Annotated in this window: 15 protein-coding genes; 10 read left to right on the plus strand and 5 right to left on the minus strand. The window is 66.1% G+C overall.

The genetic code is table 11. The annotated features are described in order from the left end of the window. Window positions 1–58 precede the first annotated feature (58 nt). Window positions 59–757, plus strand: coding sequence for a DUF502 domain-containing protein (locus GM910_RS01795; RefSeq protein ID WP_159586031.1), 699 nt, complete (start codon window positions 59–61; stop codon window positions 755–757). On the opposite strand, the gene recG is transcribed toward GM910_RS01795, so the two are convergent. Then, complete coding sequence (recG, locus tag GM910_RS01800; protein WP_159585789.1) at window positions 709–2817, minus strand: ATP-dependent DNA helicase RecG; 2109 nt, start codon at window positions 2815–2817, stop codon at window positions 709–711. The two genes, GM910_RS01795 and recG, sit on opposite strands and share 49 nt — an antisense overlap. Before the next feature lie 92 nt (window positions 2818–2909). Here recG and GM910_RS01805 point away from each other — a divergent pair, with 92 nt between their 5' ends. Together GM910_RS01805 and mfd are read left to right on the plus strand one after the other, a co-directional pair. Next, window positions 2910–3203: an FAD assembly factor SdhE gene (locus tag GM910_RS01805; RefSeq protein WP_159585790.1), complete on the plus strand. Its 294-nt coding sequence runs from the start codon at window positions 2910–2912 to the stop codon at window positions 3201–3203. Between the two features lie 13 nt (window positions 3204–3216). Then, window positions 3217–6723 carry a transcription-repair coupling factor gene (mfd, locus tag GM910_RS01810; protein ID WP_159585791.1) on the plus strand — a complete coding sequence of 1169 codons (3507 nt, stop codon included), beginning with the start codon at window positions 3217–3219 and terminating at the stop codon, window positions 6721–6723. Window positions 6724–8044: 1321 nt separating this feature from the next. Here the strand turns inward: mfd and GM910_RS01815 are convergent. Further along, window positions 8045–8728 (minus strand): DsbA family oxidoreductase, encoded by a 684-nt coding sequence (locus tag GM910_RS01815; RefSeq protein ID WP_159585792.1) that lies wholly within the window; start codon window positions 8726–8728, stop codon window positions 8045–8047. A gap of 10 nt (window positions 8729–8738) precedes the next feature. Further along, a complete protein-coding gene (locus tag GM910_RS01820) occupies window positions 8739–10574 on the minus strand; it encodes an extracellular solute-binding protein (protein ID WP_201285391.1) in 1836 nt (611 codons plus the stop codon). Window positions 10575–10840: 266 nt separating this feature from the next. On the opposite strand from GM910_RS01820, the gene GM910_RS01825 reads away from it, so the two are divergent. Then, on the plus strand, window positions 10841–11470 hold the full coding sequence (locus tag GM910_RS01825; RefSeq protein ID WP_159585793.1) for an invasion associated locus B family protein: 630 nt from the start codon (window positions 10841–10843) through the stop codon (window positions 11468–11470). Window positions 11471–11799: 329 nt separating this feature from the next. Here the strand turns inward: GM910_RS01825 and hspQ are convergent, their stop codons facing one another. Beyond that, window positions 11800–12132, minus strand: coding sequence for a heat shock protein HspQ (hspQ, locus tag GM910_RS01830; protein ID WP_159585794.1), 333 nt, complete (start codon window positions 12130–12132; stop codon window positions 11800–11802). A 105-nt stretch (window positions 12133–12237) separates the two neighbouring features. Between hspQ and GM910_RS01835 the strand changes: the two genes are divergently transcribed. Continuing rightward, on the plus strand, window positions 12238–13200 hold the full coding sequence (locus GM910_RS01835; RefSeq protein WP_159585795.1) for an AEC family transporter: 963 nt from the start codon (window positions 12238–12240) through the stop codon (window positions 13198–13200). Window positions 13201–13314: 114 nt separating this feature from the next. Here the strand turns inward: GM910_RS01835 and GM910_RS01840 are convergent, their stop codons facing one another. Further along, window positions 13315–14532, minus strand: coding sequence for a UbiH/UbiF family hydroxylase (locus tag GM910_RS01840; RefSeq protein WP_159585796.1), 1218 nt, complete (start codon window positions 14530–14532; stop codon window positions 13315–13317). Window positions 14533–15020: 488 nt separating this feature from the next. Here GM910_RS01840 and pcsA point away from each other — a divergent pair, with 488 nt between their 5' ends. The 5 genes from pcsA to GM910_RS01865 all read left to right on the plus strand — a co-directional run bounded on the left by pcsA (window position 15021) and on the right by GM910_RS01865 (window position 20738). Beyond that, on the plus strand, window positions 15021–15770 hold the full coding sequence (gene pcsA, locus GM910_RS01845) for a phosphatidylcholine synthase (RefSeq protein ID WP_159585797.1): 750 nt from the start codon (window positions 15021–15023) through the stop codon (window positions 15768–15770). Between the two features lie 2 nt (window positions 15771–15772). Next, window positions 15773–16744, plus strand: a complete 972-nt coding sequence (locus tag GM910_RS01850) for a quinone oxidoreductase family protein (protein ID WP_159585798.1) — start codon at window positions 15773–15775, stop codon at window positions 16742–16744. Window positions 16745–17147: 403 nt separating this feature from the next. Next, window positions 17148–18725 (plus strand): ABC transporter ATP-binding protein, encoded by a 1578-nt coding sequence (locus GM910_RS01855; protein ID WP_159585799.1) that lies wholly within the window; start codon window positions 17148–17150, stop codon window positions 18723–18725. Then, complete coding sequence (locus GM910_RS01860) at window positions 18722–19831, plus strand: ABC transporter permease (protein WP_159585800.1); 1110 nt, start codon at window positions 18722–18724, stop codon at window positions 19829–19831. The genes GM910_RS01855 and GM910_RS01860 overlap by 4 nt, the downstream gene beginning before the upstream one ends. Continuing rightward, window positions 19824–20738 carry an ABC transporter permease gene (locus tag GM910_RS01865; protein ID WP_159585801.1) on the plus strand — a complete coding sequence of 305 codons (915 nt, stop codon included), beginning with the start codon at window positions 19824–19826 and terminating at the stop codon, window positions 20736–20738. Before GM910_RS01860 ends, GM910_RS01865 begins: the two co-directional genes overlap by 8 nt. Window positions 20739–20868 lie beyond the last annotated feature (130 nt).

The following is a 20868-nucleotide window of genomic DNA, read 5'->3' on the forward strand; positions in this document are numbered from 1 at the left end:
CTCCGCCAGTGCCGCACCTTCCCTTCCAATCACTCGTCGTTCGAGGTCCTGCCCGGTGATTACCCGCGTGCGCAACTACTTTTTGACGGGCTTCGTCGTCACCGCGCCGCTGGCGATCACGGCGTATCTCGCCTGGTCCTTCGTCGGCTGGGTGGATTCCTGGGTGAAGCCCCTTATCCCCGCCCGCTACAATCCCGACAGCTATCTGCCCTTTGCCGTGCCGGGCTTCGGGCTGATCGTCGCGTTGGCGCTCATCACGCTTGTCGGTTTCCTGACCGCCAACATCATCGGCCGCACCATCGTCTCCTACGGAGAATATTTCCTCGGCCGCATGCCGCTCGTGCGCAACATCTACCGGGCGCTGAAGCAGATTTTGGAAACGGTGTTTTCCGAGCGCGCCCAGACCTTCAAGAAGGTCGGCCTCGTCGAATATCCGCGCAAGGGTCTATGGGCGCTGGTGTTCGTCGCAACGGAGGCGCGCGGCGAGGTGCGGCACCTCACCAATGGCGACGACAGCCCGACCATCGCCGTTTTCCTGCCGACGACGCCCAACCCCACCTCCGGCTATCTTCTTTACGTGCCGAAGGACGACATCATCGAATTGGAGATGTCGGTGGAGGACGGCGCGAAGCTGGTGATCTCGGCCGGTCTCGTCGCCCCCGAATACCAGGCGCAGACCAAGGCGCTGGCGGAGGAGGCGCTGGCCGCTCAGCCGGCGCGCAAGAGGCGCACCGCCTCGTCCTTGCCGAAAAGATAGAGCAGCACCCGCAGCGCCTTGCCACGCTCGGAAGCCAGCTCCGGATCGCGCGAAAGCACCAGCCGCGCGTCGTCGCGCGCCGTCGCCAGAAGCTCGGCATGGAACTCCAGGCGCGCCACCTGGAAACCCGGGGAACCGGATTGCCGCGTGCCCAGAAGGTCGCCTTCGCCGCGCAACCGCAGATCTTCCTCGGCAATGAGAAAGCCGTCCTCCGTCTCCCGCAGAATGGCGAGCCGGCGCTTGGCGGTCTCGCTGAGCGGCGGCTTGTAGAGGAGCACGCAGGAGGACGGCTTTTCGCCGCGCCCGACGCGGCCGCGCAGCTGATGAATCTGTGCGAGGCCAAAGCGTTCGGCGTGCTCGATGACGATGATGGTGGCGTCGGGCACGTCGACACCCACCTCGACCACCGTGGTGCCGACGAGAATGCGCGTGTCGCCTTCCCTGAAGGCGCGCATGGCTTCGTCCTTCTCACGCGCTCCCAAACGGCCGTGGACGAGGCCCACCGCCTCACCAAAGGTGCGCTTTAGGGCTGTGAAGCGGTCTTCGGCGGAAGTGAGCTCCACGGCGTCGGACTCTTCCACCAACGGGCATATCCAATAGACCTTCTGGCCCTCCGCGATGGCGCTCCGCAATCGCTCCACCAATTCGTCCAGCCGGTCCGTCGGCATGGTAACCGTGCGGATGGGTTTGCGGCCGGCGGGTTTTTCCGTGAGGCGGGAGACGTCCATGTCGCCGAACGCCGAAAGCACCAGCGTGCGCGGGATGGGGGTCGCCGTCATCACCAGCATGTCCGGCGCGTCTCCCTTGGCGCTGATGGCGAGCCGCTGGTGGACGCCGAAGCGGTGCTGCTCGTCGATCACCGCTAAGACGAGGTCGCGGAAGCGCACCGTTTCCTGGAACAGCGCATGCGTGCCGACGACGAAGGCGATCTCGCCCGAGGCAAGGCCGTCGAGCACGGCCTGCCTCTCGCGGCCTTTCTCGCGGCCGGTCAGGAGCGCGACCTTCAGCCCGGCCGCCTCGGCCAGCGGTGTGATGGTCGCAAAGTGCTGGCGGGCGAGCAGCTCCGTCGGCGCCATCAGCGCCGACTGGCCGCCGGCCTCGGCCGCCCGCGCCATGGCGATGAGGGCGACCACGGTCTTGCCGGCGCCGACGTCGCCCTGAAGCAGACGCAGCATGCGCTGCTCACGCGCCAGGTCGGCATGGATGTCGGCGACCGCCTGTTCCTGGGACGGGGTGAGCGTATAGGGCAGGGCCGCTTTGATGCGCGCGGTGATCGCGCCGTCGCCGGTGAGCGGCCTGCCGGCGAGCTTGTGCGTGCGGGCGCGCACCAGCGCCAGCGAGAGCTGGCTGGCCAGGAACTCGTCGTAGGCGATGCGGCGCCAGGGCGGGCCCTCTGGCGAGATGTTGTCGATGCGTTGCGGGTTGTGCAGGGTCTCCAGCGCCGCACCGAGCGACGGCAGGCCGAGGCGCTCCCGCAGCGACGGGTCCTGCCATTCCGGCAGGTCCGGCAGGCGGGCAAGCGCTCTGCCAATGGCGCGGCGCAAGACCTTGGCCGACAGTCCCGCCGTGAGCGGGTAGACCGGCTCCAGCGGGGGCAGGGCCTCGGCCTCCGCCGCCGGCACGATATAATCCGGGTGGACCATGGAAGGCCGGCCGTTGAACCATTCCATGCGGCCGGAGACCAGCACCTCCGCGCCCACCGGTAGCTGCCGCTCCAGATAGGCCTGGTGAGCGTGGAAGAAGGTGAGCGCGATCTCTCCCGTATCGTCGAAGGCGAAGACGCGGTAGGGCACGTTCTTCTTGCCGCGCGGGGCGGGCTGGTGGCGGTCGACCGTGAGCGCCAGCGTGACGACCGCCCCCTGCGGCGCAAGAGCAACGCCTGGCCTGTTCGTGCGGTCGATAAGCGAATGCGGCAGTACGAACAAAAGGTCGCCGACGCGCAACGGACGCGCGGTAAGATCGGCCGGCACGACATTGGCGATGAGGCCGGCGACCTTGTCGCCGACGCCTTCCAGGCTCGTTGCCGGCGCGAACAGCGGATCGAGAAGCGAGGGGCGCATGAATGTCAGCTTATGGAACAAAAGGAGCTGTGCAAGGCTGACAGCGCCGTTGTCACACGCTATATGCGCCTCGCAGACCGAAAGGCACGACGATGACCGGAACCACCCGCTCCAGCGCCGACCTCGAGCCACGCAGGCGCCGCGCGCTCGTTCGCGCATGGCGGCGCGGCATGCGCGAGATGGATCTGGTGCTGGGCGGCTTCGCCGACCGGCACATCGGCGCGCTGTCGGACGCCGAGCTTGAGGCGTTCGAGGCGCTTCTGGAGGTTCCGGACAACACGCTGCTGCCCTGGGTGACGGGGGAGAAGACCGTGCCCACGCCTTACGACACCGAGCTTTTCGCGCGGCTGCGTGCCTCCTGCGCGGTCCCCCCGCCCACCACCTGATACGGCGCGAAAAATGACAGACCTGATCGATCCCATCGGCGTTGCCCGCGGCCGAAACGGTCCCCTGACCGTCGACGGCGTTGCCGACGGCTTTGAAGCTTTCGCGCTGGCGCAGATATCGGCCGAGATCGCCCCTGAAGGGCCGCTCGTCTTCGTGCTGCGCGACGGGCAGCGCTTGCCGGCGGTCGCCGAGGCGCTGCGCTTTGCCGCCCCCGGCCTGCCGCTGCTCGAGCTGCCGGCCTGGGACTGCCTGCCCTATGACCGCGTCTCGCCAGGCACGGACACCGCCGCGCGCCGGCTCGATGCGCTGGCGGCCATGGCCGCGCTCAGGCAAAAGCCGCACCGCGCCGTGGTGCTGGTCAGCGCCAACGCGCTTTTGCAGCGCATGCCGCCGGCCGAGCACATTGAGGCGCAGGGGTTTCGTGCCAGGCCCGGCAACCAGGTGGACATGGAGGTGCTGATCGGGCGGCTCGAAAAGGGCGGCTTCGAGCGCGTGCCGACGGTGCGCGATGTCGGCCAGTTCGCCGTGCGCGGCGGCATCCTTGATCTCTTCGCGCCGGGCTGGGAGGAGGCGCTCAGGCTCGATTTCTTCGGCGATACGCTGGAATCGGTGCGCGCCTTCGACGTGGCGAGCCAGCGCACCACGGGGCAGCGCAACGGTATGTCGCTGCAGGCGATGAGCGAGGTGACGCTGACGGCCGAGACCATCAGCCGCTTCCGCCGCAACTATATCGAGGCCTTCGGCGCGCCCTCGCGCGACGACGCGCTTTATGCCGCCGTTTCCGAGGGCCGGCGCTTTGCCGGGATGGAGCACTGGCTGCCGCTCTTCCACGACCGGCTGGAGACCCTGTTCGACTATCTGCCGGAGGCGCCGGTCGTCTTCGACCATCTGGCGAAAGAGGCGCTCGGCGAGCGCCACGCGCTGATCCTCGACCACTACGAGGCGCGCCTGCGGCAAGCCTCGGGGGAGGGACTTGGCGAGGCGGTGCCCTATAAGCCGGTGGAGCCGCAAAGGCTCTATCTCGACACCGAGGAGGTGGCGCAGGGATCGCGAGAGCGCGGCCTTATCCGCCTCACTCCGTTTGCCACGCCCGATGAGGGAAGCGGCATCGTCAAGCATGCGGGCTCGCATGCCGGGCACAACTTCGCCGAGGAGCGCGCCGACCCCAACGCCAATGTGTTCGACCATGTGGTGAAGCACATCGGCGGCCTGAGGGCAGGGGGCAAGCATGTGCTGATCGCCGGCTGGAGCGAGGGCTCGGCGGAGAGGCTCGGCCAGATCCTCGCCGAGCACGGGCTGGGCAACGTCGTCCGCGTCGACAACCTGAGCGGGCTTGCCGGGCTGCGCGAGGGGCAGGCGGGGCTCGGCGTCCTGCCGTTGGAGACGGGTTTCGAGACGCAGCGCTTCGCCGTCGTCGCCGAGCAGGATATTCTGGGCGACCGCCTCGTGCGGCGCTCCACCCGCCGCAAGAAGGCGGCCGACTTCATCTCCGAGGTCAACGCGCTTTCGGCGGGCGACATTGTCGTTCACGCCGACCACGGCATAGGCCGCTTCATCGGTCTCAGGACTATTCTAGCGGCAGGCGCCCCGCACGAATGCCTGGAACTGCGCTATGCGGGCGAGGACCGGCTGTTCCTGCCGGTCGAGAATATCGAACTTCTGTCGCGCTACGGCTCCGACGCGGCGGAGACGGTGCTCGACAAGCTGGGCGGCGTCGCCTGGCAGTCGCGCAAGGCGAAGCTCAAGAAGCGCCTGCTCGAGATGGCGGGCCAGCTCATCCAGCTTGCCGCCGAGCGGCAGATGCGGCCGGGCGCCAAACTCCTGCCGCCGGACGGGCTTTACGGCGAGTTCGCCGCCCGCTTCCCCTATGACGAGACCGACGATCAGCAGGGCGCCATCGATGCCATCCTGGAGGACCTGAGCTCCGGCAGGCCGATGGACCGGCTGGTGTGCGGCGATGTCGGCTTCGGCAAGACCGAAGTCGCGCTGAGGGCAGCGTTCATTGCCGCGATGGAGGGGTTCCAGGTGGCCGTGGTCGTGCCGACGACGCTTTTGGCGCGCCAGCACTACAAGACCTTCCGCGAACGCTTCGCCGGGCTGCCGGTGCGCGTGCGGCAAGCTTCGCGGCTGGTCGGCTCGAAGGAGCTGGCGGAGACCAAGAAAGGCATTGCCGACGGTACGGTGGACATCGTGGTGGGCACGCACGCGCTGCTCGGCGCCTCGGTCAGCTTCAAGAACCTCGGCCTTCTCATCGTCGACGAGGAGCAGCATTTCGGCGTCAAGCACAAGGAGCGGCTGAAGGAGCTGAAGTCGGACGTGCACGTGCTGACACTGTCGGCAACGCCCATCCCGCGCACCTTGCAGCTTGCGCTGACGGGGGTGCGCGAACTTTCGCTGATCGCCACGCCGCCGGTCGACCGCATGGCCGTGCGCACCTTCATCTCGCCCTTCGATCCGCTGGTCATCCGCGAGACGCTTTTGCGCGAACGCTATCGCGGCGGGCAGAGCTTCTACGTGGTGCCGCGCATCTCAGACCTTGCGGAGGTGCGCGAGTTCCTGGCCGCCGAGGTGCCGGAACTGAAGGTGGCGACCGCCCATGGGCAGCTTGCGCCGGGCGAACTCGACGACATCATGAACGCCTTCTACGACGGGCAGTACGACGTGCTTCTGTCCACCACCATCGTCGAATCCGGGCTCGACATCCCGACCGCCAACACGCTGATCGTCCACCGTTCCGACATGTTCGGCCTGGCGCAGCTCTATCAGCTGCGCGGCCGCGTCGGCCGCTCCAAGGTGCGCGCCTATGCGCTGTTCACGCTGCCGGCCAACAAGACGCTGACGCCGACGGCGGAGCGGCGGCTGAAGGTGCTTCAGTCGCTCGACACGCTGGGCGCCGGCTTCCAGCTCGCCAGCCACGACCTCGACATCCGCGGCGCCGGCAACCTTCTGGGCGAGGAGCAGTCGGGGCACATCAAGGAGGTGGGTTACGAGCTCTACCAGCAGATGCTGGAGGAGGCGGTGGCCGAACTGCGCGGCACGGGCGAGGCGGCCGACACCGGCTGGTCGCCGCAGATCACCGTCGGCACGGCGGTCATGATCCCCGAACACTACGTGCCCGACCTGCAGCTTCGCCTCGGGCTCTACCGGCGGCTCGGCGAATTGGAGACGCCGGAGGAGATCGACGGTTTCGGCGCCGAACTGATCGACCGCTTCGGGACGCTGCCGGAAGAGGTGCAGCACCTCCTGAAGATCGTCTTCATCAAGGCGCTGTGCCGGCGCGCCAATGTGGAAAAGCTCGATGCCGGGCCGAAGGGCGTGGTCATCGCCTTCCGCAACCAGAATTTCGCCGAGCCGACCGAACTGGTGCGCTTCATCGGCGAGCAGGGGCAGCTTGCCAAGATCCGGCCGGACCAGAGCGTGCTCTTCGTGCGCGACTGGCCGACGGCGGCAAAGCGGCTCGCCGGGGCGGCGACGATCATGACACAGCTCGTGCGGCTGGCGGAGAAGAAGGCGGCTTGAGCAACGGCGGGAGTGTTTGCCGACCTTTTCAGCGCTCGCCGCAACGACCTTGCCCCTTGAGGGTGGGGCTATCGCATGGACGGAGTCTTTGTTCGGCTTCGCCGGACCCCCACCCTCAATCCCTCCCCTCAAGGGGGAGGGAAGCCCGGTCGAGCACGACATGATCCCCTCCCCCTTGCGGGGAGGGTTAGGGGTGGGGGTGGACGCGCTCGCGTGCCGTCGATTGGTGATTGGCCTGTCCCCGCCGCCAGGGATGCGCCGGCGCGCGTCGCCACGACCCCCAACCCCTTACCCCTCCCCATCCTGAGCTTGTCGAAGGGGGGAGGGGAGGCGCGAGCGTTGGGCCTTTCCTGGCGAAGGACGTGCCTATCCGTTGCCGCGCTTCATCCGAAGCCGGGCTATGTCAAAGAACGTGGGAAGCGGGGCGCGTTGTCCGAGCCACTCAATTTTTTTTTAGGCGCGTCCAACGCGCCCCGCCGGAGTCTGTCCCGACAGTTGGCCGATCACTCGGGCTCCCCGTCCTTCCCGGCTGCACCCAATTGGGGGCTTTGCCGGGCCGGACGAGAAGCCCTGGCGGCTTCTCCGCAATGCCGGCAACGCTGTCACCCAGCGCTCCCGGCACCGCCGGCCTGTCGCGGGCCCTCAGGCCTCCGGGTGCCGAGCCCGAAGGGAGAGGTCTCCGCCGCTCTCCCGAACACCCGGTGCGCATCCGGTTCCCGTAAGAGCGATGGGGAGGATTGTACGGGCGGCTTGGGCAGGGGGGAGTATTTTCCTGCGAAAAAAGTTGGAGAAATTATTCCGAAGCGAGGGAAACCAATGGGTTGGTGGGGAAGAAAAAATCTTTGTCGCCACATTTTATCCCCGCGCAGGCAAGGCACTGCCGGCTGAGGTGAAGGGCGCCCGCCGCCTTTCCAACGCGCGTCATCCCACCCGCGCGCGTCATCCCCACCCGCGCGCGTCATCCCGGAAAGCCGAAGGCTTGTCCGGGACCCATTCCGTGACTCGTCCACCCTCCGGCGCGCTTCGCCGGAGCTTCAGCGAGGTGAGAATGGGTCCCGGACAGTCTCCGCTTCGCTCCGACTTCCGGGATGACGCGCGCGCGGGTGGGGTGGGGTGGGGATGGGCACGTAGTACGCGCATGTCGTCGCGGCGGGGATGACGCGCGGGTGGTGGGTTTCCTTGAAATGCCGGTGCCCCTTCGCGCCCCGTGTGGGGGAGATGTCCGGCCCTTCGACAAAGCGCAGGACAGAGGGGGGCGTGAAGGGGCTGCGGGCTTGGCCGCTAGACCAGTTCATCGTTTCATGGACGGAAAACCGATTTTCTAGCTTTTCCCGGAATCCAGCTCACCGCGTGCCTTGGCCTCGGAAACCTTGCCGATCGCGTCAGCCAGCGTCTCCGGCGGCTGCGCGCCCATGAGGGCGTAGCGGCCTTCGAGGAGGAAGCAGGGGACGCCGGTTACGCCCATGCGGGAGGCGGTGGCGATCTCGGCTTCGACTTCCGTGCGGTCGGCGGGCGTGGGGAGCAACGTCTCGACCAGCGCGGCGTCCATGCCCGCCTCGCGCGCGGCCTCCAGAAGCACCGCGTGATCGCCGATATTGGCTCCTTCCTCAAAATAGAGGCGGAAGAGCCGGCGCACGATCTGGTTCTGCACATCTTCGCCGGCGGTCGCCGCCCAGCGGACGAGGCGGTGGGCGTCGAGCGTGTTGGGCGAGACCTTTATCGCCGCGAAGTCAAAGGCGATGCCGGCCGCCGCGCCGATTTCCCTGAGGCGGTCGTGCATGGCCTCGATGCGGGCCGGATCGCCGAATTTGTTGATGAGGTAATCCTGCCGGTCGCGGCCTTCGGGCGGGATGGTCGGGTCGAGCTGATAGGGGCGCCAGCGGACCGACACGCTGACCCCTTGCAGCCGGTCGAGCGCGGCTTGCAGGTTGCGCTGGCCGACATAACACCACGGGCAGACGACGTCGGAGACAACGTCGACGGCGATATCACTCGTCTCACTCATGTTCGTCGGCCTATTCCGGTTTGCGCCACCAGGCGAAAAGGTCATAGCCATTGTTCGGCGCCGTTTCGGGATGTTCCAGATAATTCCAGTAGGCGATCCACTTGTCGGTGTAGTGCTGCATGGGCACCATATAGGCGCCGGAAATGAGCAGGCGGTCGAGGGCGCGCACGGCGGCGATATAGGTTTCCTCGTCGCCCGCGTTCAGCATGGCCTTGATCATCGCATCCACCGCCGGATCGGCGACGCCGGCAAGGTTGAACGAACCTTCGGCATCGGCGGAGGATGAGCCCCAGCGGCCGATCTGCTCGATGCCCGGCGACAGCGAGCCGGAAAAGCCGACCCCGGAGATGATCATGTCGAAATCGAAGGTCTGCTTGCGCTGCTGGATCTGCGAATCGTCGAGCATGCGCAGCGATACCTCGATGCCCAACCGGCCGAGCGTGCGCTGGAACACGGCGGCGAAGCGCTCCTGCTCGGCGGAGACGATGAGGATTTCGAAGGAAAGCGGCGCGCCGTCCGCATTCCTCAGGACGCCGCCTTCCAGCCTGTAGCCGGCTTCCTGCAGCATGCCCAGCGCTTGGCGCATGGTATCGCGGTCGATCCCGGCTGCATCGTCCGCGCCCTTGCCGTAGGTGCCGTCCATCACCGCCGGCAAGACCTTGTCGGCATAGGGTTCGAGCAGGTCCTTCTCGACGCCGTTCGCCGGATTGCCCAGTGCCGAAAGCTGCGAGCCCTGCCAGTAGCTCAGCGTGCGCCGATACTCGCCGTCGAACATGTTGGTATTGACCCAGCCGAAATCATAGAGCATCGACAGCGCCCGCCGGACGGCGGGATCGGCGAATTTCCCGCGCCGCGTGTTGAAGACGAAGCCGGTGACGACCGGCGGGATCCTCGTTTCGAAGGACTTGACGACGACAGCGCCGCTGGCGGCGGCGGGAAAGTCGAAATCGCGATCGATCCGGCTTGGCTCGAGGCCGGTATACTGGGCACCGGCATAGGCCGAGCACAGCCCTTTCTTGAAGGCCTCGAACTGGGCGTTGCCGTTGAGGAAATAATCGATGTCGATGCGGTCGTAGTTGGCGAAGCCGCGCATCGAGGGCACGTCCTTGCCCCAATAGTCGGGGTTGCGCTGAAAGACGATGCGCTCGCCGGGCTTTACCGTTTCGATGGTGTAGGGGCCGCTGCCGATCACCGGCTCGAGCGTCGCCTGGTCGAAGGTCTCGCGGTCGAAAGCATGCGCCGGGGCGACCGGCGTCAAGGCGACGATGAGCGGAAACTCGCGGTCGGCCTCTTCGTTGAAGGTGAAGCGCACGCTGCGCTCGCCGGTCTTCTCGATCTTCTCGATGCGGGCCATGCGGTCGCTGTAGGGCGGGCGGCCTTTCTCGGCGAAGGTCTCGTAGGTGAAGATCACGTCCTCGGGCGTCACCGGCTGGCCGTCGGACCATTTGGCATCCGGGTTCAGATAAAATTCCGCATAGGTGCGCTCGTCGTCCATCTCGACGGATTCGGCCAAAAGCCCGTAGAGCGAGAAGGGCTCGGCATCGCTGCGGCGCATCAGCGGCTCGAAGACGAGATTGCCGAAGATGGAATCGATGACGCCGCGCGCCGTGGTGCGCATGCTCTTGAGGATGAAGGGGTTGAGATTGTCGAAGGAGCCGACCACGCAATAGGTGATCGCGCCGCCCTTCGGCGCTTGCGGGTTGGCATAGGGAAAATGCGTGAAATCGGTGGGAAGCGCCGGCTCGCCGTTCATGGCGATGCCGTGGGCGGGGGCCTCCTCGGCATGCGCGGCACCGCTGAGCGCCAGGACGGTGACGAGCGCCGGGATCAGATTTGCGCGAAACATCGTCAAAACCTCGTTCTGGGAATATGGATCGACTCGATTGCCGGAGCCGGCGCATCCTCGCGCCGAGGATGCCGTTTGTCCACGCCGGTAAGCGGATTCGCCGATGATATCGCCAATGATATCGATTGCAGGCAAGAGCGAAGCACTGGATTCGCCGGCACAGGCGTTGTAACAGGCGGGCAGGCCTTGCTGTCGCCGCATTCGGCCAACAGTTACGGTAACCAGCGCAGCCCGACGGCTGTAAATTCGAAAGGAACGGGAAAACGATGATGAGCCTGAAAGCGAGAGCGAGCTGCTTGGCGGCCGCTTTTTCCGGTACGCTCGGTCTGGCCGCCGTCGGCTACGGCAGCGCCGCATTCGCCCAGCAGGAGCCGCCCCAGGGCTGGTTCAAGGCTTGCACCAAGCAGGAGGAAGTGGATGTCTGCAACGTGCAGTTCATGCTGCGCGCGAACTCCGGCCAGCTTCTGACGAGCGTGAACCTGATCGAGGTCACGGGAAAGGTGAACCGGCGCGTGCTGCAGATCGCCGTGCCGACAGGCCGCCTCGTCCCGCCCGGCGTCGGTCTTCAGATCGATGCCGGCAACACACAGAAGGTCGACTATGCCATTTGCGTGCCGGACCGCTGCGTGGCCGAGGCCCAGCTGACCGACGAAATGGTCAATTCCTTCAAGCGCGGCTCCGAATTGACCCTGACCTCCGTCAACTTCCAGAACCAGCCGAACCCGGTCAAGGTGACCCTGCAGGGCTTCACCGGCGCCTATGACGGCGAGCCGCTGGAGCAGAGCGACCTCGACGAGCGGCAGAAGAAGCTCGAAGAGTTCGTCAGCAAGAACAACGAGGAGTTCGCCGAGAGGCTCAAGAAGGCCCAGGAGAACGCCAAGCAGCAGTCGCAGTAGGGCGATTTTCTCATCGAATGAGAGCAGGGCCCTCGGGGCCCTGTTTTCGTTTGTTTCCTGGGTGCTGGCGCCGACGCGAGGCGGCTCTGGGCCGTATCATTCCGCTCTCCTGGCGCCGCGCCCTGTCGCGCCCCCCTCTGTCCTGCCGGACATCTCCCCCACACGGGGGGAGATTGGCCGTCGCGGACGGCTTCGCCAATCGCCAGCGTTACAGGAAAGGCGCCGGAGCAAGCGGCAAGGCAATCTCCCCCCGTGTGGGGGAGATGTCCGGCCCCTTCGACAAGCTCAGGACAGAGGGGGGCGCGACGGGGCGCCGACCGCGAATGAGCCTAATGATGCTGCCGGGTGCGCGGCTCGTAGCGGCCGTCGGCGGTCTCGACGAAGAGCTCGGCAAGCTGGGGATGGCGGACCGGCTCGCCCGACTCGTCTTCAAGGAGGTTCTGTTCGGAAACGTAGGCGACGTATTCCGTCTCCTCGTTCTCGGCGAGGAGATGGTAGAACGGCTGGTTCCTGGCCGGCCGCACCTCGGCGGGAATGGCTTCGTACCACTCCTCGGTGTTGGCGAATTCCGGGTCGACGTCGAAGATGACGCCGCGAAAGGGAAATAGCCGGTGGCGAACCACCTGGCCTATTGAAAACTTCGCTGTCTTTATGTTCTGCATTTCATTCAGCCTTTGCCCCTATGTGGCGCAGCTTCAGGCACAATTCAATCCCGTACCCGTTTCCGGGGCCGCACCGCACCGATAGGCGGAAAAAAAGGGGCTTCCATGGCACATGTTGCTGGTCTCGTCCTGCCGTTTTTCGGCCTGATCTTCATCGGCTATGTTGCCGCCAGGCTCATCCGCCAGCCGATCGAGGCGCTTGGATGGATGAACATCTTCGTCGTCTACGTGGCCTTGCCGGCGCTTTTCTTCCAGCTGATCGCCGAGACGCCGGTCGAGCGTCTCACCGAGTGGCGGTACGTTGCCGGCGTGGTGCTGGCCACGTACACGGTGTTCTCGATCATGTTCCTCGTATCGGTCGCAGCGAGCCGCGGGGCGATTGCGGAGGGCACGATCAAGGGACTGGCGGCCTCCTACGGCAATATCGGCTATATGGGGCCGGGCCTGGTGCTGCTCGCCTTCGGGCCGGAGGCGGCCGTGCCCGTGGCGCTCATCTTTTCCTTCGAGAATATCGTTCACTTCACCGTCGCGCCGATGATGATGGCGATCGCCGGCGGCCAGAAGGAGGGTATGCGCAAGCTCGTCCTCGGCGTGATCAGGAGCATCGTGCTGCATCCCTTCATTCTCGCCACCGCGGCAGGTGTCGCGGCGGCATTCTTCGATTTGCAACCGCCGCTGCCGCTCGACCGCCTGCTTGAATACCTGGCGGGCGCGGCAGCCCCTTGCGCGCTCTTCGCGATGGGCGTGACGCTGGCGCTGAGGCCGATCCGGCGCGTGCCGCGCGAACTCGGCGCCATCAGCCTCTTGAAGCTCGTCGTTCATCCGCTGCTTTGCTATGTCCTGCTCAGCCTCATCGGCGACTTCCCGGAGACCTGGCTTTACACCGCCGTCCTCATGGCGGCGCTGCCGACGGCGACCAATGTCTACGTCATCGCCCAGCATTACGGGGTGTGGGTGGAGCGCGCCTCGGCGAGCGTGCTCATAACGACGGGCCTTTCGGTGCTCACCGTTACCGGGCTGCTTTATGCGATCACCAACGGCTATATTCCGCCCGACCTTTTTCCCTAGACCAGTTCATCGTTTCACGGAATCGATGAACTGGTCTAACTCTTTGTTTTGTCGCAATTTCGGACGGAAAACCAGTTTCCACTTTTCCTGGAATTGCTCTAACAACCCCCTGCCTCAGGCGCGGCGTCCGGCCGACAGAAGCGCGGAAAAGCCGCTGCCGGGGCGCATGCCCTCGCGCATGAAGAAGCCGCGCAGGAAGGGCGCGCTGCCGAGGAGGCCGAGACCTGCGCTTCTGGCAAGCTGGGCGGGAATGAGGGAGGAGAGCAGCGAGGCGTTGAAGAGGTTGACGGCGCTCGAGCGCGCCAGGATATCGGGGCGGCGGCGCATGTCGTAGAGGGCGAGGGCGGCGAGCGCGCCGGGATCGGCCGGGTGCGTTTTCACCACCCCGGCAAGGTCCACGACGTCGCGGATGCTGAGATTGAGGCCTTGCGCGGTGATCGGCGGGAAGACGTGGGCGGCCTCGCCGACAAGGGCGATGCGCCTTGCCGCAAAGCGCGCCGGCAGGGCGGAGGAGAGGGGATAGACCTGGCGGCCGGGCTCCACCGTCACCTTGCCGAGGAAGGACTGCAGGCGCCTCTCCAGGCGCTCGGACAGCGCCGCCTCGTCGAGGGCCGCCAGTTCCTCGGCCTCTTCGGGCCGCGTCACCCAGACGAGGCTCGAGCGGAAGCCGCCGGGGAGCGGCACCTGCGTGCACGGGCCGTGCTCGGTGTGGAACTCGGTCGAGGTGAATTCGTGATGCCGTGCATGGCCGAAATTGAGCACCAGCGCGCTCTGCGGCAGGCGCCGCGTGTGGGCGGAGATGCCGGCGGCCGCGCGGGCGGGGGAGTTGCGCCCGTCGGCGGCGACGACAAGCGCGGCGTTGACGCTCGTGCCGTCGGCGAGCCGCGCGGAGACGGTTTGCGGACCGGGCCGCCATTCCTCCACCAGGCTCTCGTGCCAGGAGATGCGGGTGTTCCCGCGCGCCGCGTCGGCCAGCGCCGCGTTGAGACGGGCGTTGGGGATGTTGAGGCCGAACGCCTCCTCGCCGATCTCGGCGGCGCGGAAGGTGACGGTCGGGCTGCGGATCAGCCTTTGCGTGGCGTCGACCACGCGCATGGTGGCAAGGGGGGCGGCATCTTCGCGCAGCATATCGCCGAGACCGAGCCCCTCTAGGAACTCCACCGCCGGGCGCATCAGCGCCGTCGTGCGCTGGTCCGTCAGGACGGGCGGCGGGCCCGCCAGCACAACGTGCTGGTCGAGCGCGGCAAGCGCCAGGGCCGCGGCAAGGCCCGCCGGGCCGGTGCCCGCCACAAGTATCGTCCCGTCCCGCTCGTCGTTCGCATCCTTGCTCAACAGGGGCTTTCCTCTCGATGATCCGTCCGCACATATAAGACAGGCACGGGAAGACGATCAACGTGCGAAGGCGCCGCAGCCGCTGCGGCCGTGGCATTTGGTTTTCCACACGGTTTGCCGGCATGATACTGCATGCGGCGGCATGAGCCGTGCTAGTGGTCTGCCCCAAACAGATGGTACCCATCCGTTTGGAAAAGCCGGCCCACAAGCTATTAATCTGGTGGGGCGATTTGTCCTGACAGATGGGTACCATCTGTCAGGATCGCGCCACTAGTGCGTTTGCCAGACGGCGAAACTTGCGCCGGAAAGGGGCAGAGGATGACCGGGCACGGCTTTGCCATTCAAGGATGGGCCATTCAAGGACGGGCCATTCAAGGACGGGCCATTCAGGGACGGGCCATTCAGGGACGGGCCATTCAGGGACGGGCCATTCAGGGACGGTCGGCGAGGGCGACGCGCACATGCGCTCGCCCGGATGGGCGCCGGCCATGAAGAAGCCCGCCATGAGGAAGCCCGCCATGAGGAAGAAAGTAACGGCGCCGCAGGCGAAGGCCTTTTCCGTCCATCTTTTGACCGCCTCCGGCTCGTTCCTCGCCTTCCTGTCGCTGGTGGCGGCGAGCGAGGAGCGCTGGACGGCGATGTTCTGGTGGCTGGGGCTGGCGCTTCTGGTCGACGGCATCGACGGGCCGATCGCCCGCAAGCTCGAGGTCAAGGACGTGCTGCCGACCTGGTCCGGCGACATGCTGGACAACATCATCGACTACGTGACCTACGTCCTCATCCCGGCCTTCGCGCTCTACCAGAGCGGCTTCATGGGCGAGGGGCTTTCCTTCCTGTCGGCCGCCATCATCGTGGTGTCGAGCGCCATCTACTATGCCGACACGGGCATCAAGACGACGGAGAACTTCTTCAAGGGCTTTCCGGTCGTCTGGAACATGATCGTCTTCACTCTGTTCGTCATCGGAACGGGCGAATATCTTTCCTTTGCGGTGGTGGTGGTGTCGGCGGTGCTGACCTTCGTGCCGATCCACTTCCTGCATCCGGTGCGGGTGCGGCGGCTCAGGCCGCTGAACCTCGGCATCTTCCTGGCCTGGTGCGCCTTCGGCGCCGCCGCCCTGTTGCAGGACATGCAGGCCACCCTCATCGTGAAGGTCGGTATCGGACTGACGGGCATCTATCTCTACGTCATCGGCGCGGTGATGCAGGCAATGCCGCAGCTTGGAAAAAAGGAGGCTTGACGATGGTTAAGGCAATCCGTGTGCATGAGACGGGCGGGCCGCAGGTTCTGCGCTTCGAGGACTACGATCCCGGAAAACCGGGCGCCGGCGAGGTGCTGATCGAGCACAAGGCGATCGGCCTCAACTTCATCGACATCTACTTCCGCACCGGGCTCTACAAGGCGGAAACGCCCTTCGTTCCCGGCGGGGAGGGGGCGGGCGTGGTGATCGAGACGGGCGAGGGCGTCGACGATCTGAAGCCGGGAGACCGCGTCGCCTACTTAACGAGGGGCGGCGGCTATGCGGAGCGGCGGCTGATGCCGGCCGACCGGCTGGTGCGTGTGCCCGACGGCATCTCCGACGAGCAGGCGGCGGCGATGATGCTGAAGGGCATGACCGCGTGGTATCTCCTGCGCCGCACCTACAAGGTCGGGGCCGGCGACACGATCCTCTACCACGCGGCGGCCGGTGGCGTCGGGCTCTTCCTCGGCCAGTGGGCCAAGCATCTGGGCGCGACGGTCATCGGCACGGCGAGCTCGCATGAAAAAGCGGAGCTTGCGCGCGCCCACGGCTTCGACCATGTGATCGATTATACGAAAGAGGATTTCGTGGCGGCCGTGCGGGAGATCACCGATGGGCGCATGTGCGACGTCGTCTACGATTCGGTCGGCAAGGACACGTTTCCCGCCTCCCTCGATTGCCTGAGGCCGCTCGGCATGTTCGTCAGCTTCGGCCAGTCCTCCGGTCCCATTCCCCCTTTCGACATCGCTCTTTTAGGCCAGAAAGGCTCGCTCTTCGCCACGCGGCCAAGCATCTTCAACTACGTCGCGGCAAAGAAGGATCTTAAGGATGCGGCCGGCGAGCTGTTTTCAGTCGTCGGCTCGGGCGCGGTGAAGGTGACGATCAACCAGCGCTACAAGCTGTCGGAGGCGGCACTGGCGCATGAAGACCTGGAGGGGCGGCGCACGACGGGCGCGAGCGTGCTTGTACCTTAAGGGAGGGAGCTGGCGCCTAGCGCCCTCGTGGTTCGACAAGCTCACCATGAGGGCTACTGAAACCTCCTCACCATTGAGGACTACTGCAGCCTACTCACCATTGAGGGCTATTGCTGCCTCCTCACCACGCTACTGCAGCCTCGGCGCGCTTCGGTGCTGAAGCCGAGTGGCTGCCAATACAGGCATACACGCTGACTTGGCCACAAGCGGCGAGGTTCAGCAGCCCTCATGGTGAGCTTGTCGAACCACGAGGGCGCTTGGCGCCAGCAGCGCCGCAGCTGTAAGCGATGCCATGAGGTGTGGAAAAACTTGAAGCTGTTTCAATCGGGCCAAGCCTATTGCAACGCAATCTTGCGCGCCTACGATGGCTGTGGGAACTAAGAACAAAATAATGAACGGCTGAATGGGAGGTGTTGTGTCGGCAACACGCGAGAACCGGGCCGGCAACCTGCTCGACGTCCGGGGCCTGACGAAGCTCTTCGGATCGCTGAAGGCGTGCGACGGTATCGATCTGACGATCGACCGCGGCGAGATTCATGCGCTTCTGGGCGAGAACGGGGCCGGCAAGTCCACCTTCGTGAAAATGCTGTTCGGTGCGCTGGAGCCGGCGGCGGGCACCATCCGGTGGAAGGGCGAAGAGGTGAGGATCGCCAGCCCGGGCGACGCGCGCAAGCTCGGCATCGGCATGGTGTTCCAGCACTTTTCGCTGTTCGACGCCCTGACGGCGGCGGAGAACATCATGCTGTCGCTGGACGATCCGGCGCCCGCGGGCGCCGTTGCGGCCCGCGCGCGCGAGCTTTCCGAGGCCTACGGCCTGCCGCTCGATCCGAACGCGCATGTCGGCGATCTTTCCGTGGGCGAGCGGCAGCGCATCGAGATCATCCGCTGCCTCCTGCAGAACCCGGAGCTCATCATCCTCGACGAGCCAACGTCGGTGCTGACGCCGCAGGAGGCGGACAGGCTGTTCGACACGCTTGCGAGGCTGAAGGCAGAGGGGCGCTCCATCCTCTACATCTCGCACCGGCTCGAGGAGGTGAAGCGCATCTGCGACCGGGCGACGGTGCTGCGCCAGGGCCGGGTGATCGCCCATTGCGACCCGCGCCGCGAGACCGCCTCCTCGCTGGCGCGCATGATGGTGGGCGACGAGGTGCAGGCCGTCGTGCGCGAGAAGCCTTCGGCTGCGCGCGAGGCGCTCCTGGAAGTGCGGGCACTGAGCCGCAAGGCCGGCCATCCCTTTGCCGTCTCGCTTTCCGATATCGATCTTGCCGTGCATGCGGGAGAGGTGCTCGGGATCGCCGGCGTGGCCGGCAACGGGCAGGGCGAGTTCTTCGAGGCGGTTTCCGGCGAGGTGCTGCAGGAAAAGGCCGACGCCGTGCGCATCCGCGGCAAGGATGCCGGAAGGCAGGACATTTCCGGCCGCCGGCTGATGGGAGCGGCCTTCGTGCCGGAGGAGCGCCTCGGCCACGCCGCCGCCCCGCTGATGACGCTTTCCCAAAACCTTCTGCTCTCGCGCTGCCGCACGGACGCCCGCGCCTTCCTGTCGCGCCTGGGCATCATTCGACAAGGCGCGGTGGCCAAGGCCGCCAAGCGCATCGCCGATGCGATGGACGTGCGCAAGGCCGGCGAGGACCCGGAAGCGGCAGCGCTTTCGGGCGGCAACCTGCAGAAATTCGTCATCGGGCGCGAGCTCGACCGCGCGCCCATGGTCATGGTCGTCAACCAGCCGACCTGGGGGGTGGACGCCGGGGCGGCGGCGCGCATCCGCCAGGCGCTCATCGACCTTTCGAAGGGCGGCTCGGCGGTCCTCGTCATCAGCCAGGACCTCGATGAGCTGTTCGAGATCTGCGATGCTATCGCCGTCATGCATCACGGGCGGCTTTCGGCGCCCATTCCGATAGGCGAGGCGACCTATGAGAAGGTGGGGCTGCTGATGGGCGGCGCGAGGCCGGAGGCCGCCGAGCCGATGCTGGAGGCGGTGTGATGCGCGTCGAACTCGTCAAGCGGCCGCAGCAGTCGGCGCTCTTCAGCGCGCTTTCGCCCTTCATCGCGCTGCTTCTCACGCTTTTGGCCGGCGCCGTCATGTTCCTGTTCCTCGGCAAGAATCCGGCCGATGCGCTGTACTATTTCTTCATCGAGCCGCTTCTGGAGACGTGGTCGCTGCACGAGCTGGCGGTCAAGGCGGCACCGTTGATCCTGATCGGGGTGGGGCTTTCCATCTGCTACCTCTCCAACAACTGGAACATCGGCGCGGAGGGCCAGTTCATCATCGGCGCCATCGCCGGCTCCATCCTGCCGGTCGCCTTTCCCGGCTTCCAATCGCCGATCGTGCTGCCGTTGATGCTCCTGATGGGGATCGTCGGCGGGGCCGCCTATGCCGGCATACCGGCATGGCTCAAGGCACGCTTCGGCACCAACGAGATCCTCACCAGCCTGATGCTGGTCTATGTGGCGCAGCTTTTCCTCGACTGGCTGGTGCGCGGGCCGTGGCGCAACCCGGAAGGCTTCAACTTTCCCGAGACGCGCAATTTCCACGCTTACGCCGTCCTGCCGGAGATCTGGCCGGCCTCGGGCCGCGCCCACTGGGGCTTCGTCTTCGCGATCCTCGCGGCACTCGTGCTGTGGTTCGTCCTGTCGCGCACGTTGAAGGGGTTCGAGGTGAAGCTGATCGGCCAGAGCCCGCGCGCGGGGCGGTTTGCCGGATTCTCGCGGTCGCGCATGATCATCTTCGCCTTCCTGGTCTCCGGCGCGCTCGCCGGGCTTGCCGGCATCAGCGAGGTTTCCGGCGCCATCGGCCAGCTGCGCCCGGCGATCTCGCCGGGCTACGGCTTCACGGCGATCATCGTCGCCTTCCTGGGACGGCTGAACCCGCTCGGCATCATCGCGGCCGGCCTTGTGCTGGCGCTGTCCTATCTGGGCGGCGAGGCGGCGCAGATTTCCATCGGCGTGTCCGACAAGGTGGCGCGCGCCTTCCAGGGCATGCTTTTGTTCTTCGTGCTCGCCTGCGACACGCTCATCCACTATCGCATCCGCATTTCCCGCCGCGTGGTGGCGGCGAAGCCGATAAAGGCGCCGGCCGGCCATGCTTGAATCGATCCTGATCACCATCGCGACAGCCGCCACACCGCTTCTCATCGCCGCCATGGGCGAACTGGTCGTGGAACGCTCCGGCGTGCTCAATCTCGGTGTCGAGGGCATGATGATCATGGGTGCGATCACCGGCTTTGCCGTGGCGCTCACCACCGGCTCGGTCTGGCTCGGCGTGTTCGCGGCGATCTTGGTGGGGGCGGCCTTCGCGCTCATCTTCGGCTTCCTCACGCTTTCGCTCGTCACCAACCAGGTGGCGACGGGCCTGGCGCTGACGCTGTTCGGTCTCGGATTGTCGGGCATGCTGGGGGAGGGGTTCGTCGGCCGGCCGGGCTTGCGGCTCGGCCGCATCGACATCCCCTTCCTTTCCGATCTGCCGTTCGTCGGGCGGCTCCTGTTCGGCCAGGACCCGCTTTTCTACCTCTCGCTTCTCCTGACGGCGGCGGTCGCCTATTTCCTCTTCGCCACGCGCGCCGGGCTGATGCTGCGGGCGGTCGGCGACAACCACACGTCGGCCCATGCGCAAGGCATCAACGTCGTCGCCGTGCGCTATCTGGCGGTGATGTTCGGCGGGGCGTGCGCGGGTCTTGCCGGCGCCTATCTGTCGCTCGTCTATACGCCGCAGTGGGTGGAGAACATGACCGCGGGGCGCGGCTGGATCGCGCTGGCGCTGGTGGTCTTCGCTTCGTGGCGGCCATGGCGGGTGGTGGCCGGCGCCTATCTTTTCGGCGGCGTGACTATCGGCCAGCTGCATGCCCAGGCGCTGGGCGTGGCCATCCCATCGCAGCTATTATCTTCGCTTCCCTATCTGGCGACGATTGCCGTTCTTGTCATAATCTCACGCAACCGGAGACTGACCATGATGAACACGCCGGCATCGCTGGGGCGCCCATTCGTGCCGGAACGCTAAAGCAATTCCAGGAAAAGTGGATACCGGTTTTCCGTCCGGAATTGCGAAGAGACAAAGAGTTGGAGCGGATCATCGATTCCGTGAAGCGATGATCCGCTCTAGAAACGGAAAGGCGCCACAGGCAACAGGA

This window comes from Chelativorans xinjiangensis (assembly GCF_009812055.1).
Classification (GTDB): Bacteria; Pseudomonadota; Alphaproteobacteria; order Rhizobiales; family Rhizobiaceae; genus Chelativorans; species Chelativorans xinjiangense.

What these genes read in the sequence shown, in the direction of transcription:
- GM910_RS01835 (WP_159585795.1), top strand. Translation starts at nt 12,238, where the DNA reads ATGGCACATGTTGCTGGTCTCGTCCTGCCGTTTTTCGGCCTGATCTTC.
- hspQ (WP_159585794.1), bottom strand. Translation starts at nt 12,132, where the DNA reads ATGCAGAACATAAAGACAGCGAAGTTTTCAATAGGCCAGGTGGTTCGC.
- recG (WP_159585789.1), bottom strand. Translation starts at nt 2,817, where the DNA reads ATGCGCCCCTCGCTTCTCGATCCGCTGTTCGCGCCGGCAACGAGCCTG.
- mfd (WP_159585791.1), top strand. Translation starts at nt 3,217, where the DNA reads ATGACAGACCTGATCGATCCCATCGGCGTTGCCCGCGGCCGAAACGGT.
- GM910_RS01825 (WP_159585793.1), top strand. Translation starts at nt 10,841, where the DNA reads ATGATGAGCCTGAAAGCGAGAGCGAGCTGCTTGGCGGCCGCTTTTTCC.
- GM910_RS01815 (WP_159585792.1), bottom strand. Translation starts at nt 8,728, where the DNA reads ATGAGTGAGACGAGTGATATCGCCGTCGACGTTGTCTCCGACGTCGTC.
- GM910_RS01850 (WP_159585798.1), top strand. Translation starts at nt 15,773, where the DNA reads ATGGTTAAGGCAATCCGTGTGCATGAGACGGGCGGGCCGCAGGTTCTG.
- GM910_RS01865 (WP_159585801.1), top strand. Translation starts at nt 19,824, where the DNA reads ATGCTTGAATCGATCCTGATCACCATCGCGACAGCCGCCACACCGCTT.
- GM910_RS01855 (WP_159585799.1), top strand. Translation starts at nt 17,148, where the DNA reads ATGGGAGGTGTTGTGTCGGCAACACGCGAGAACCGGGCCGGCAACCTG.
- GM910_RS01805 (WP_159585790.1), top strand. Translation starts at nt 2,910, where the DNA reads ATGACCGGAACCACCCGCTCCAGCGCCGACCTCGAGCCACGCAGGCGC.
- GM910_RS01820 (WP_201285391.1), bottom strand. Translation starts at nt 10,574, where the DNA reads ATGTTTCGCGCAAATCTGATCCCGGCGCTCGTCACCGTCCTGGCGCTC.
- pcsA (WP_159585797.1), top strand. Translation starts at nt 15,021, where the DNA reads ATGAAGAAGCCCGCCATGAGGAAGCCCGCCATGAGGAAGAAAGTAACG.